The sequence below is a fragment of the uncultured Clostridium sp. genome, from assembly GCF_963527835.1.
Classification (GTDB): Bacteria; Bacillota; Clostridia; order Clostridiales; family Clostridiaceae; genus Clostridium.
Genome location: NZ_CAURTC010000059.1, coordinates 1 through 14,813, shown reverse-complemented (window position 1 = coordinate 14,813; position 14,813 = coordinate 1). Strand labels below are relative to the sequence as shown.

Sequence of the window (14,813 nt, the reverse complement as noted above, 5' to 3'; positions counted from 1 at the left end):
GAAGAACTGTAGGATCAGGAGTTGTTACTAAGATTAACGCTTAATCTTAATAATATATTAAAAAGAATAAAACGGACTGGGTGCTAAACCTAGTCCTTTCAAAGGAAGTTGACATTTTACATATTATATGATATTGTGTAAAAAGTAACGCTTAAATAAGAGACTGAATCTTTTGAACTATTATATATAAAAATTGGAGGTGCAGTTATGAGAACTAAAATAACTTTAGCATGCACAGAGTGTAAACAAAGAAATTACGATTCTATGAAAAATAAAAAGAACAACCCAGATAGATTAGAAATGAACAAATATTGCAGATTCTGTAAAAAACACACACTTCATAGAGAAACAAAATAAGAAGTAATAAAGTGTGACATATACTTAATTACGATTAAGGAAGTGAAGTTATGTCAGTAAAAGATATTGCAAAAACTAAAGATGCTCCTAAAAATAGCGGCTTACTTAGTTTTTTTAGAGAGGTTAAGGCCGAATTTAAAATAATAACTTGGCCTTCAAAGGATGAGACAAAAAAAGCATTTGTTGCAGTAGGTGTATTCGCTATAATATATATAATATTAGTTGGCGGATTAGATTTTATTTTCAAGAACCTCTTTGAAATGATTTTTAATTTTAAGTAAAGGGAGGTTTGGGTGATATTTTATTCACCTGAAAAGTATGAGTGATATAGCAAGATGGTATGTAGTGCATACATACTCAGGATACGAAAATAAGGTTAAAGCAAACCTAGAAAAAGCAATTGAAAACAGAAGCCTTGAATCACTAATCTATGACATGCAAGTGCCTATGGAAGAAGTGATTGAAGAAAAAGATGGAAAACAAAAAGTCTCATTAAAAAAGAAATTTCCTGGTTATGTATTAATAAAAATGCTGATGACTGATGAATCTTGGTATGTTGTAAGAAACACAAGAGGAGTCACAGGATTTGTAGGACCAGGATCAAAGCCTGTTCCTCTTTCTGATGAAGAAGTGGAAGCAATGGGAGTTTTAGAAATGCCTGTTGAGATTGACTTAGAAGTAGGGGAAAGTATAAAAATTATCTCAGGACCTTTAAGGGATTCAGTAGCAAAAATACAAGAGATAATTTTAGACAAGAAAAAGATAAAGGCTTTGGTAGATATGTTTGGCAGGGAAACACTTGCTGAACTAGACTTTAATCAAGTTGAAAAATTAGTTTAATTTTAATATAAGCTAATTTTAAATAAGTGGGAGGACAAAAAAGTCCGTATATACCACAGTGTAGGAGGAATAACGAAAATGGCTAAAAAAGTAACTGGAATGATTAAACTTCAACTTCAAGCAGGTAAGGCAACACCAGCACCACCAGTTGGTCCAGCATTAGGTCAACATGGTGTAAACATAATGGGATTCTGTAAGGAGTTTAACGCAAAAACAGCAAATCAAGCTGGGTTAATAATACCAGTAGTTATAACTGTTTACCAAGATAGATCTTTTAGTTTCATATTAAAGACTCCTCCAGCTGCTGTTCTAATCAAGAAAGAATTAGGATTAGAAAGTGGATCAGGAGTACCTAACAGAACAAAAGTAGGAAGTTTAACTAAAGAACAAGTTAAAAAGATTGCTGAAACTAAAATGCCAGACTTAAATGCTGCTAGCATCGAAACAGCTATGAAAATGATCGAAGGTACAGCAAGAAGTATGGGCGTAACAATTCAAGAGTAATTCGTAAAAATAAGTGGGAGGTAAAAACCGATAATACCACAGAGGAGGCTTATAATGGGAAAGAAATATATTGAAAGTTCAAAGTTAATAGATAAAAGTGCTTTATACAACTCAACTGAAGCATTAGATTTAACTGTAAAAACTGCAAAAGCAAACTTTGATGAAACAATTGAACTACATGTAAGACTTGGAGTAGATCCAAGACATGCAGATCAACAAGTTAGAGGAGCAGTTGTATTACCTAATGGAACTGGCAAAACAGTTAGAGTTCTTGTTTTCGCTAAGGGAGATAAGGCTACTGAAGCTCAAGAAGCTGGAGCAGATTTCGTTGGAGCTGAAGATTTAGTTCAAAAGATCCAATCAGAAAACTGGTTCGATTATGATGTAGTTGTTGCAACTCCAGATATGATGGGTGTAGTTGGTAGAATTGGTAGAGTATTAGGACCTAAGGGTTTAATGCCTAATCCTAAATCAGGTACAGTAACATTTGATGTTGCTAAAGCAATTGCTGAAATTAAAGCTGGTAAAGTAGAATATAGAGTTGATAAAACTTCTATAGTACATTGCCCAATTGGAAAGAAATCTTTTGGAACTGAAAAGTTAAAAGAAAACTTTACAACATTAATGGAAGCTTTAGTTAAAGCTAAACCAGCTGCTGCTAAGGGACAATATTTAAAATCAATTACTGTTTCTAGCACAATGGGACCAGGAGCAAAAATTAATCCAACAAAAGCTTTAGATTAATATTGACATAATGAATTAATTGTGATATATTTTAATTCGTTGTGAAAGTTAAAAATATATTTTCCATAGACAGTAGGTGCGAAAGCATAAAGTTGAAACTACCTACCGAGGTATATAATAAGTAAGTTTATTATAGATCTTCTCTGTCTATGGGAAGATCTTTTTTAATAGAATTAAGCAGTTTAAAACTGTGAGGAGGTGGATCATAGCATGAACAAGAACAGACAACTTAAAGAAGCAAAAGTTGCTGAAATCAAAGAAAAGTTACAAAAAGCAAAAGCAGTTGTGTTCGCTAAGTATCAAGGCTTAACAGTTGAAGAAGATACAGCTCTTAGAAAAAACTTAAGAGAAGCTGGTGTAGAATACAAAGTATATAAAAATACTTTAGTAAGTATAGCAGCTAAAGAATTAGGTTTAGACGGTGCTGTTGAATACTTAGAAGGACCAGTAGCTATTGCATTTGGATATGAAGATGTTACTGTAGGAGCTAGAGTCCTAAATGATTTTGCAAAAGATCATAAAAAATTAGAATTAAAAGCTGGTATTGTAGAAGGAGAAGTTTACGATTCAGAAAAAATCACACAACTTGCTACAATTCCTTCAAAAGAAGTTCTTATTGCAAAACTTCTTGGAAGTATCAAGTCTCCACTATCAAACTTTGCATACTTATTAAGTGCAATTAAAGATAGTAAGGAAGCAGAATCAGCAGAATAATGCTGAATAAAAAACAATTATAAATTTTATGAAAAAATTTCGGAGGTGCTATTTAAAATGACAAGAGAAGATATTATTCAAGCTATAAAAGAAATGAGCGTTTTAGAATTAAATGAATTAGTAAAAGCTTGCGAAGAAGAATTTGGAGTAAGCGCAGCTGCTCCAGTTGCTGTAGCAGGAGCTGTAGCAGGTGCTGCAGAAGAAAAAACTGAATTTGATGTAATACTAGCTAGTGCTGGTGCAAACAAAATCAAAGTTATAAAAGCAGTTAGAGAAATTACTGGATTAGGATTAAAAGAAGCTAAAGAAATAGTTGATGGAGCTCCTAAGACATTAAAAGAAGCTGTATCTAAAGAAGAAGCAGAAGACATGAAAGCTAAATTAGCTGAAGTTGGAGCAGAAGTAGAAGTTAAATAATTTAATTTCTTATATATAAAAAAGGTGCTTATATAGCACCTTTTTTAAACTCATTTTATAAAGCTATATAAAATGTTCATTTATATAGTAAATATTTTATATAGCTTTATAGCTATTAGAGTGTTAAAATATCTAAATTTTTCCCGAAAAAATTACGTCATTAATATATTGACAATGAAAATTTTATATGATAGTATCATATAATGTACTTAACCATGATAGTGGGTAAGTGTATATAAGTGGGAAAAATAAGTATAATCTGACCAAAAATGGTTATACTGAAAGAAGACGCTATCCGAGAGCATAAGTCCTTAGGGGAAGTATGTTTTTTGGTTATTTTACTTTATACAAGGGGTGAAAGTTGATGGTACATCCTGTCCAAGTTGGAAAAAGAACGAGAATGAGTTTTGGTAAAGTCAAAGACGTTACAGAAATGCCAAATCTAATTGAAGTGCAATTAGATTCGTATCAGTGGTTTTTAAGAGAAGGACTGCATGAAGTTTTTGAAGATATCAATCCTATTACAAATTTTACAGGAAATTTAGTGCTAGAATTTGTAGATTACAAGCTTGATATGGATAATATCAAGTATTCTGTTGAAGAGTGTAAAGAAAGAGATGCAACTTATGCGGCACCGTTAAAAGTTTCAGTAAGATTGCAAAACAATGAAACTGGTGAAATTAAAGAACAAGAAGTATTTATGGGAGATTTTCCATTAATGACTGAACAAGGTACTTTTATAATTAATGGTGCAGAAAGAGTTATTGTAAGCCAATTAGTTAGATCACCAGGTGTATATTACAATTATTCAATTGATAAAACTGGTAAAAAGCTATATTCAGCTACGGTAATTCCAAACAGAGGTGCTTGGTTAGAGTATGAAACAGACTCTAATGATATTATCTATGTAAGAATTGATAAAACAAGAAAACTTCCAATTACTATTTTAGCAAGAGCTATGGGATTTGGAAGCGATCAAGAATTATTAGACTTCTTTGGTGAAGATGAAAGATTCAGAGCAAGTATTGAAAAAGATAATACTAAGACTAGAGAAGAAGGATTACTAGAAATATATAAAAGATTAAGACCAGGTGAACCACCAACGGTAGATAGTGCAATATCATTAATAGACTCATTATTTTTTGATGCTAAAAGATATGATTTATCTAGAGTTGGAAGATATAAGTTCAATAAAAAGCTTGCATTAAATTTAAGAATTGCTAATCAAATAGCAGCAATGGACGTAATTAATCCATCTACTGGAGAAATTATGGTTGAAAAAGGCCAAAAAATCAGTAGATTATTAGCAGAAGACATTCAAAATGCAGGAATAAAATCAGTAGACATATTAGTTGATGATAAACTTGTTAGAGTTATTAGCAATAATTTTGTAGATATAACAAAACAAGTGCCTTTTGACGTAAGTGACTTACAAATAAAGGAATTAGTACATTATCCAACTTTAAGAGAAATATTAGATAATTATTCTGATGAAACAACTATAAAAGAAGAAATCAAGAAAAACTTAAGCAGACTTATTCCAAAACATATCATAAAAGATGATATATTTGCAACTATTAGTTATGAACTAGGATTGCCTTATGGAATAGGTTATGTTGACGATATAGATCATTTAGGAAATAGAAGATTAAGATCAGTAGGAGAATTATTACAAAATCAATTTAGAATTGGTTTATCTAGAATGGAAAGAGTAGTTAAAGAAAGAATGACTATTCAAGACCAAGAATCAATAACTCCTCAAATGTTAATCAATATAAGACCAGTAGCAGCAGCTATTAAAGAATTCTTTGGTAGTTCACAATTATCTCAATTCATGGATCAAACAAATCCATTATCAGAATTAACACATAAGAGAAGATTATCAGCATTAGGACCAGGGGGTCTTTCAAGAGAAAGAGCTGGGTTCGAAGTTAGAGACGTTCACCATTCTCATTATGGTAGAATGTGTCCTATAGAAACACCGGAAGGTCCAAATATAGGTCTTATAAACTCATTAGCTACTTTTGCTAGAGTTAATGAATATGGATTTATAGAAACACCATATAGAATTATAGATAAAGAAAATGCTAGAGCAACTGAAGAAATAAGATATTTTACAGCAGATGAAGAAGATCAATGCTTAATTGCTCAAGCAAAAGAACCATTAGATGAAAATGGTTATTTTGTAGACAAAAAAGTAACTGTTAGATACTTAGAAGATGTATTAGTAGTTCCAGCAACAGATGTTGATTTAATGGACGTATCAGCAAGACAAATCGTATCAGTAGCAACAGCTATGATACCTTTCCTTGAAAATGATGACGCATCAAGAGCACTTATGGGATCTAACATGCAACGTCAAGCAGTTCCATTATTAAAACCTCAAGCACCAATCGTTGGTACTGGAATAGAATTTAAAGCAGCAGTAGACTCTGGAGTTCTTCCAAAGGCTAAAAATGCTGGTATTGTTACATTTGTATCTGCTAATGAAATTAGAGTTAAAAGAGATTCAGATGGAGGAACTGATAATTATAGACTACTAAAGTTTAAGAGAAGTAACCAAAGTAGTTGTATAAATCAAAGACCTATAGTAAATAAAGGTGAAATAGTCTTCAAGAATCAAGTTCTTGCTGACGGTCCTTCAACTGACTTAGGAGAAATTGCATTAGGTAAGAACATAAGAATGGGCTTTATAACTTGGGAAGGTTATAACTACGAAGATGCCATGCTTATTTCAGAAGAACTAGTTAGAGAAGATGTATTCACATCTATGCATATTGAAGAATATGAATGTGAAGCAAGAGATACTAAGCTAGGACCAGAAGAAATAACTAGAGATATACCTAATGTAAGTGAAGATGCACTTAAAGATATAGATGATAGAGGTATAATTAGAATAGGTGCTGAAGTAAGATCAGGAGATATCTTAGTTGGTAAAGTTACACCTAAGGGAGAAACTGAACTTACAGCAGAAGAAAGATTATTAAGAGCAATATTCGGAGAAAAAGCAAGAGAAGTTAGAGATACTTCTTTAAGAGTTCCTCATGGAGAAGCTGGAATAATCGTTGATATTAAAGTATTTACAAGAGAAAATGGAGATGAATTAAATCCAGGAGTAAATGAACTTGTAAGATGCTATATAGTTCAAAAGAGAAAAATATCAGTAGGAGATAAGATGGCTGGACGTCATGGTAATAAGGGTGTTATTTCAAGAATATTACCAGAAGAAGATATGCCATTCTTACCGGACGGTAGACCGTTACAAATATGCTTAAATCCGCTAGGGGTACCTTCACGTATGAACATCGGTCAGGTACTAGAAGTTCATTTAGGTTGGGCAGCTAGTAAATTAGGTTGGCATATATCAACACCTGTATTTGATGGTGCTACTGAAAATGAGATAGAAGAATGCTTAGAAAAAGCTGGATATAATGCAAATGGAAAAACTGTATTATATGATGGTAGAACTGGAGAACCATTTGATAATCCAGTAACAGTAGGTATAATGTATATCTTAAAACTTGCCCATCTAGTTGATGATAAGATTCATGCTAGATCAACTGGTCCATATTCTTTAGTTACACAACAACCACTAGGGGGTAAAGCTCAATTTGGTGGTCAAAGATTTGGAGAAATGGAAGTTTGGGCTCTTGAAGCTTATGGAGCAGCTCATACATTACAAGAAATATTAACTGTTAAATCAGATGATGTTGTAGGTAGAGTAAAAACATATGAAGCTATTGTTAAGGGTGAAAATATACCTGAACCAGGAGTTCCAGAATCATTTAAAGTACTTATAAAAGAACTTCAGGCATTATGCTTAGATGTTAAAGTCTTAAATGAAAATCATCAAGAAGTTAGTTTAAAAGAATATACTGATGATGAAATAGCAGATTTAGAAGTTAATATAGAAGGTTCAGAAGAAAGTGCTCCAGTAGTACCGGCAGTAGCGAGCAACATCGAAGAAGTTCAAGTTGAAGCTGAAGTTGAAGCTGAAGATGGATATAGAGAAGATCTTGATGAAATTGAATATGATGAAAATTTTGAAATAGAAACACTTGAAACTGATCTAGAATTAGATGATTTTAATGATGAACATTAATTTTGAAGGGAGGATTTACCCTTGTTTGAGTTAAATAATTTTGATGCCATACAAATTGGTTTAGCATCTCCAGAGCAAATAAGAGAGTGGTCAAGAGGAGAAGTAAAAAAACCTGAAACTATTAATTACAGAACATTAAAGCCAGAAAAAGATGGTCTTTTCTGTGAAAGAATATTTGGACCTATGAAAGACTGGGAATGTCATTGTGGAAAATATAAGAGAGTAAGATATAAAGGTATAGTTTGTGACAGATGTGGAGTTGAAGTTACAAAAGCTAAAGTAAGAAGAGAAAGAATGGGGCACATTGAACTGGCTGCTCCAGTTTCTCACATTTGGTACTTTAAAGGGATTCCATCAAGAATGGGATTATTAATGGATATGTCACCAAGAGCTTTAGAAAAAGTTTTATATTTTGCATCTTATATAGTAATAGATCCAAAAGAAACACCATTATTAAAGAAACAATTGCTTAATGAAAAAGAATATAGAGAAGCAATAGATAAATATGGTGATGATAGCTTTGTTGCCGGAATGGGTGCTGAAGCAATTCAAGAATTACTTGGAGAAATAGATTTAGTAACTGGAGCTAAAGAGCTTAAAGAAGACTTAAAGCAAAGCACAGGTCAAAAAAGAGTAAGAATTATAAGAAGATTAGAAGTTGTAGAATCTTTTGCTAAGTCAGGAAATGATCCTAAATGGATGATTATAAATGTAATTCCTGTAATTCCACCAGATTTAAGACCTATGGTTCAATTAGATGGAGGAAGATTTGCAACATCTGATTTAAATGACTTATATAGAAGAGTTATTAATAGAAACAATAGATTAAAAAAATTATTAGACTTAGGAGCACCAGACATCATTGTAAGAAATGAAAAAAGAATGCTTCAAGAAGCAGTAGATGCTCTTATTGATAATGGTAGAAGAGGTAGACCTGTAACAGGTCCAGGAAATAGACCTTTAAAATCTCTTTCAGATATGTTAAAAGGTAAGCAAGGTAGATTTAGACAAAACTTACTTGGTAAGAGAGTTGACTATTCTGGTAGATCAGTTATCGTTGTTGGACCAGAATTAAAAATGTATCAATGTGGACTTCCAAAAGAAATGGCTTTAGAGTTATTTAAACCATTTGTTATGAAGAAATTAGTTCAAGATGGAATTGCACATAATATAAAGAGTGCTAAGAGAATGGTAGAAAGAGTTTTACCACAAGTATGGGATGTGTTAGAAGAAGTTATCACTGATCATCCAGTATTACTTAACCGTGCTCCTACGCTACATAGATTAGGAATTCAAGCATTCCAACCTGTATTAGTAGAAGGAAGAGCAATTAAATTACATCCATTAGCATGTACAGCGTATAATGCTGATTTCGATGGAGACCAAATGGCTGTCCATGTACCGCTATCAGTAGAAGCTCAAGCGGAAGCGAGATTCTTAATGTTAGCAGCAGGAAACATTTTAAAACCATCTGATGGTAAACCAGTTTGTGTACCAACACAAGATATGGTTCTTGGTTCTTATTACCTAACAATGGATAGAACTGGCGCTAAAGGAGAAGGTATGACTTTCTCTAATAAAGATGAGGCTGTTATGGCTTATGAATCTAAATATATAGATATTCATGCGCAAATCAATGTTAGAGTATACAAAGAAATAGATGGAGTAGTGAAATCAGGAATAATAAAAACTACAGTAGGAAAACTTATTTTTAATGAATCAATTCCTCAAGATTTAGGATTTGTTAATAGAGAAGATGAAAAAGAAAAATTTAATTTAGAAATAGATTTCCTAGTAACTAAGAAGTCATTAGGAAAAGTAATAGATCAAAGCTATATGCTACATGGTCCTACAAAAACATCAATAATGCTTGATAATATTAAAGCATTAGGATATCATTATTCATCAATTGGTGCAGTAACAGTTGCAGCATCAGATATGATAGTACCTCCAGTTAAATACGATTTACTACATGAAGCAGATGAAACAATAGATAAAATCGAAAAGATGTATAAAAGAGGATTTATATCTGAAGATGAAAGATATGAAAGAGTTATAGAAAAATGGACTAAGACAACAGAGGAAGTTGCAGATGCATTAATGGATAGTTTGGATAAATTTAATCCAATCTACATGATGGCCGATTCAGGAGCCAGAGGATCTAAATCTCAAATTAAGCAATTAGCGGGTATGAGAGGACTTATGGCAAGTCCATCAGGAAAAATCCTTGAATTACCTATCAGAGCATCATTTAGAGAAGGTCTTGATGTATTAGAATACTTTATATCTACTCATGGAGCTAGAAAAGGTAATGCAGATACAGCATTAAAAACAGCCGATTCAGGTTACTTAACAAGAAGACTTGTTGATGTTTGTCAAGATGTAATTGTAAGAGAAGAAGACTGTGGAACAGATGATGGAATATATGTATCTGAAATAAAAGAAGGTTCTGAAGTAATCGAAGAATTAAAAGAAAGATTAATTGGTAGATATACTGCAGAAGATATAGTTGATCCTAATAGTGGAGAAATAATAGTAGCAAAAAATGAATATATGAATCCAGTAATAGCTGATAAAGTTGTTTCTGCTGGAATCAAAAAAGTTAAGATTAGATCTGCATTTACGTGTGATTGTAAAATCGGTGTATGCGCTAAGTGTTATGGAATGAATATGGCAACAGCTAAAAAGATTGATATAGGAGAAGCAGTTGGTATAATAGCAGCTCAATCAATCGGAGAACCAGGAACACAGCTTACAATGAGAACATTCCATACAGGTGGAGTTGCAGGATCAGATATTACTCAAGGTTTACCTAGAGTTGAAGAATTATTTGAAGCTAGAAAACCAAAGGGTCTTGCTATAGTAAGTGAAATACATGGTAATGTAAGAATTGAAGAAACTAAGAAAAAGAGAGCTGTATTTGTTATGGGTGCAGACGGAGAAGAACGTAGTTATGATATTCCATTTGGATCAAGATTAAAAGTATCTGATGGAGACTATATTGAAGCTGGAGATGAAATAACAGAAGGATCAGTAAATCCTCATGATATTATGAATATCAAAGGTGTAGATGGAGCTAGAAGATATTTACTTTCAGAAGTTCAAAAAGTATATAGACTACAAGGGGTTGATATCAATGATAAGCACCTTGAAGTAGTTGTAAAACAAATGACTAGAAAAGTAAAAGTTCTTGAATCAGGTGATACTGAGTTATTACCAGGAACAATGATAGATATTTTTGATTTCCAAGGAGCAAATGCTAAAATTAGAGAGTTTGGTGGAGAAGAAGCTAAAGGTGAACAATCTTTATTAGGTATCACTAAAGCAGCATTAGCTACAGATAGTTTCTTATCAGCAGCTTCATTCCAAGAAACTACTAGAGTTCTTACAGAAGCAGCTATAAAAGGAAAAGTTGATCCATTAATAGGATTAAAGGAAAATGTAATCATCGGTAAATTAATACCAGCCGGAACAGGCATGATGAGATACAGAGGTTTGAATTTAAATACAAAAAATGAAAAAATAGAAGAAAATGAGACAGAAATAGTTGAATAATTAATTTTATTGACATGCGTATATTAAAATGATAAAATACAGTTTGTGTGGCTGTTAAAAGCCACACAAACATATTTGTTAATAGTACATCATGAAGATAGATTAAGTTTTATTTTCATGAGTTTTTATTAAAAGAAATATATGTAAAATTTGTATTTAAGTATAAGCTATAATTAATTTTATAGTGATATGTTAATTATTAAGTAAATAATTAACTTTTATAAAAGCTAATTATTTATATGATGTAGTGTTTATCTTAATTTAAATAGATAAATAAATTTCGGGAGGTGAAAAGATGCCAACTATTAGCCAATTAGTAAGAAAAGGCAGAAAGTCAACAGCAGTAAAATCAACTGCACCAGCACTTAAAGAATGCCCTCAAAAAAGAGGAGTATGTACTGTAGTAAAAACTACAACTCCAAAGAAGCCTAACTCAGCGTTAAGAAAAATTGCAAGAGTAAGACTTACAAATGGATTTGAAGTAACTGCATACATTGGTGGTGTAGGCCATAACTTACAAGAACATAGTGTTGTTCTTATAAGAGGTGGTAGAGTTAAGGACCTTCCTGGTGTAAGATACCATATTGTAAGAGGTGCGTTAGACTGCGCAGGCGTAGCTAACAGAATGCAAGGAAGATCAAAATACGGTGCTAAGAAACCTAAACAAAAATAAGGTTAACTTAGTTTAGTGCTAATCTTCGCATTTACATAGATTTGTAATTTTAGTTTATATAGATGTATGAGGAGAACACTTTGCGGTATTGAAAAATACCGAGTACCGATGAACTTAAATTTAAATTGTTAAGGAGGGAAGAAAAGTGCCAAGAAAAGGACATATAGCAAAAAGAGATGTATTACCAGATCCAGTATACAATTCAAAAGTTGTTACAAAATTCATAAACAGCATAATGGAAGATGGTAAAAAAGGTGTAGCTCAAAAAATCTGTTACGAAGCATTTGAATTAATGGCTCAAAGAAGTGGTAAGGATGCTTTAGAAGTTTTTGAAGAAGCTATGAATAATGTAATGCCATTACTAGAAGTTAAAGCCAGAAGAATAGGTGGTGCGACATACCAAGTTCCTATGGAAGTTAGAACAGAAAGAAGACAGACTTTAGGAATAAGATGGATGTTAATAGCCGCTAGAAAAAGAGGCGAAAAGTTAATGTACGAAAGAGTTGCAGGAGAATTATTAGATGCATCTAATAATACTGGAGCAGCTGTTAAAAAGAGAGAAGATACTCATAAAATGGCAGAAGCTAATAAAGCATTTGCTCATTACAGATACTAATATATATAAAAACTGTTTTGGTTTACGCCAAGACAGTTTTGTCAAATTTATACTTACTATTTGAGAGGAGGACAATTAATGGCTAGAAAATATCCTTTAGGTAAATTTCGTAATTTCGGTATAATGGCTCATATTGATGCTGGTAAAACAACAACAACTGAGCGTATATTATTTTATACAGGAATCAATCACAAAATAGGTGAAACTCATGATGGAGCTTCTACAATGGACTGGATGGTTCAAGAACAAGAAAGAGGTATAACAATTACTTCTGCAGCTACTACATGTGCATGGAAAGAACATGAACTTAATATAATTGATACTCCTGGACACGTAGACTTCACAGTAGAAGTTGAAAGATCATTAAGAGTACTTGATGGTGCTGTTACAGTTTTAGATGCAAAGAGTGGGGTTGAACCTCAAACTGAAACTGTTTGGAGACAGGCGGATAAATATGGTGTTCCAAGAATGATTTATGTTAATAAGATGGATGCAACAGGTGCAGACTTCTTTAGATGTATAAGTACTGTAAGAGATAGATTAAAAGGAAATGCAGTTCCAATTCAAATTCCAATAGGAAGCGAAGAAAATTTCCAAGGAATGATTGACCTTATAAGAAATGTTGCAATATTATTCTATGATGATCTTGGAAAAGACATGAGAGAAGAAGCTATACCAGCTGAATATGCTGAAAAGGCTGAAGAATATAGAGCAGCAATGATCGAAGCAATTGCTGAATCTGATGAAGAATTAATGATGAAATACTTAGATGGAGAAGAAATTACAGAGGAAGAATTAAAAGCTGGCTTAAGAAAAGCTACTATAGCTAATGAAATTTACCCTTGTATTTGTGGTTCTTCATATAAGAATAAAGGTGTTCAACAAATGATAGATGGTGTTGTTGATTACTTACCATCACCATTAGATATCCCAGCAGTAAAAGGTACTAACTTAGAAGGAGAAGAAGCTGAAAGAAATGCTGCAGATGGAGAACCATTATCAGCTCTAGCATTCAAAATAGCTACAGATCCATTCGTAGGAAAGTTAGCATATACAAGAATTTATTCTGGTATAATGGAAAGTGGTTCATACGTTCTTAACTCAACTAAGGGTAAGAAAGAAAGAATTGGTAGACTTGTTAAGATGCATTCTAACTCAAGACAAGAAGTTGAATCATTAGAAGCAGGGGAATTAGGAGCAGTAATCGGACTAAAGAACACAAGTACTGGTGATACTTTATGTTCAGAAAAAGATCCTATAATCCTTGAATCAATGGAATTCCCAGAACCAGTTATTTCTGTAGCTATCGAACCAAAAACTAAGGCAGCTCAAGAAAAAATGGGTATGGCTTTAGCTAAATTAGCTGAAGAAGATCCAACTTTCAAAACTTGGACTAATGAAGAAACTGGTCAAACAATCATCGCTGGTATGGGTGAATTACACTTAGATATCATCGTTGATAGACTTAAGAGAGAATTCAAGGTTGAATGTAACGTTGGAGCTCCACAAGTTGCTTATAAAGAAACAATTAGAAAAGCTGTTAAAGCAGAAGCTAAATATGCTAAACAATCAGGTGGTAAAGGTCAATACGGTCATGCTGTAATTGAAATGGAACCAACTGAAGGAGAATACGTATTTGAAAATGCAATCGTTGGAGGAGCTATTCCTAGAGAATATATCCCAGCTGTTGACAATGGTATTCAAGAAGCATGTTTAAATGGTATAATTGCTGGATACAACGTTATTAACTTCAAAGTTAGGTTAGTACACGGTTCATACCATGAAGTTGACTCATCAGAAATGGCATTTAAGATTGCTGGATCTATGGCATTTAAGAATGCTATGGCAAAAGCAGATCCAGTACTTCTTGAACCAATGATGAAAGTTGAAATAACAGTTCCTGAAGAATATATGGGAGATGTTATTGGAGACGTTAACTCAAGAAGAGGTAGAATGGAAGGAATGGAAGCTGTTAATGGTGCTCAAGTTATAAGAGCGTTCGTACCATTATCAGAAATGTTCGGATATGCTACATCTTTAAGATCAAGAACTCAAGGTAGAGGAGTTTACTCAATGGTATTCGACCACTATGAAGAAGTTCCAAAGAGTATTCAAGAACAAGTTGCTGGAAACAAAACTAAATAATATAGATTATATTTTGAAATCTAATATAAATGATATCTAATATAAATAATATAAGATTTTAAATCATTTCATAATAAGGGAGGAATTTTACAATGTCAAAAGAAAAATTTGAGAGAAGTAAACCACACGTAAATATCGGAACAATT

General features: G+C 32.7%; 12 protein-coding genes and 1 other annotated feature. All 12 genes read left to right on the top strand.

Features of this window, described 5'->3' with window-relative positions; all coding sequences use genetic code 11:
• The first annotated feature begins 207 nt into the window (after nucleotides 1–207).
• Nucleotides 208–357, top strand: coding sequence for a 50S ribosomal protein L33 (gene rpmG, locus RYM86_RS17690; protein WP_012449883.1), 150 nt, complete (start codon nucleotides 208–210; stop codon nucleotides 355–357).
• 50 nt (nucleotides 358–407) lie between these two features.
• Complete coding sequence (gene secE, locus RYM86_RS17685) at nucleotides 408–638, top strand: preprotein translocase subunit SecE (RefSeq protein ID WP_003374410.1); 231 nt, start codon at nucleotides 408–410, stop codon at nucleotides 636–638.
• Between the two features lie 37 nt (nucleotides 639–675).
• On the top strand, nucleotides 676–1,197 hold the full coding sequence (nusG, locus tag RYM86_RS17680) for a transcription termination/antitermination protein NusG (RefSeq protein WP_315082133.1): 522 nt from the start codon (nucleotides 676–678) through the stop codon (nucleotides 1,195–1,197).
• A 78-nt stretch (nucleotides 1,198–1,275) separates the two neighbouring features.
• Nucleotides 1,276–1,701 carry a 50S ribosomal protein L11 gene (rplK, locus tag RYM86_RS17675; RefSeq protein WP_003371022.1) on the top strand — a complete coding sequence of 142 codons (426 nt, stop codon included), beginning with the start codon at nucleotides 1,276–1,278 and terminating at the stop codon, nucleotides 1,699–1,701.
• Nucleotides 1,702–1,755: 54 nt separating this feature from the next.
• Entirely contained in the window at nucleotides 1,756–2,445 is a 690-nt protein-coding gene (gene rplA, locus RYM86_RS17670; RefSeq protein WP_012423549.1) for a 50S ribosomal protein L1, read from the top strand.
• A 45-nt stretch (nucleotides 2,446–2,490) separates the two neighbouring features.
• Nucleotides 2,491–2,620 (top strand) — a sequence feature (ribosomal protein L10 leader region).
• Between the two features lie 35 nt (nucleotides 2,621–2,655).
• A complete protein-coding gene (rplJ, locus tag RYM86_RS17665; protein ID WP_315082131.1) occupies nucleotides 2,656–3,159 on the top strand; it encodes a 50S ribosomal protein L10 in 504 nt (167 codons plus the stop codon).
• A gap of 57 nt (nucleotides 3,160–3,216) precedes the next feature.
• Nucleotides 3,217–3,576 (top strand): 50S ribosomal protein L7/L12, encoded by a 360-nt coding sequence (rplL, locus tag RYM86_RS17660; RefSeq protein ID WP_315082129.1) that lies wholly within the window; start codon nucleotides 3,217–3,219, stop codon nucleotides 3,574–3,576.
• 364 nt (nucleotides 3,577–3,940) lie between these two features.
• Nucleotides 3,941–7,678 (top strand): DNA-directed RNA polymerase subunit beta, encoded by a 3,738-nt coding sequence (rpoB, locus tag RYM86_RS17655; protein WP_315082127.1) that lies wholly within the window; start codon nucleotides 3,941–3,943, stop codon nucleotides 7,676–7,678.
• A 21-nt stretch (nucleotides 7,679–7,699) separates the two neighbouring features.
• Nucleotides 7,700–11,233, top strand: coding sequence for a DNA-directed RNA polymerase subunit beta' (rpoC, locus tag RYM86_RS17650; RefSeq protein WP_315082126.1), 3,534 nt, complete (start codon nucleotides 7,700–7,702; stop codon nucleotides 11,231–11,233).
• Nucleotides 11,234–11,528: 295 nt separating this feature from the next.
• A complete protein-coding gene (gene rpsL / locus RYM86_RS17645; RefSeq protein ID WP_003369958.1) occupies nucleotides 11,529–11,906 on the top strand; it encodes a 30S ribosomal protein S12 in 378 nt (125 codons plus the stop codon).
• Between the two features lie 145 nt (nucleotides 11,907–12,051).
• Nucleotides 12,052–12,522, top strand: coding sequence for a 30S ribosomal protein S7 (gene rpsG, locus RYM86_RS17640; RefSeq protein WP_315082124.1), 471 nt, complete (start codon nucleotides 12,052–12,054; stop codon nucleotides 12,520–12,522).
• A gap of 78 nt (nucleotides 12,523–12,600) precedes the next feature.
• On the top strand, nucleotides 12,601–14,667 hold the full coding sequence (gene fusA, locus RYM86_RS17635) for an elongation factor G (protein ID WP_315082123.1): 2,067 nt from the start codon (nucleotides 12,601–12,603) through the stop codon (nucleotides 14,665–14,667).
• The last annotated feature ends 146 nt before the right edge of the window (nucleotides 14,668–14,813 follow it).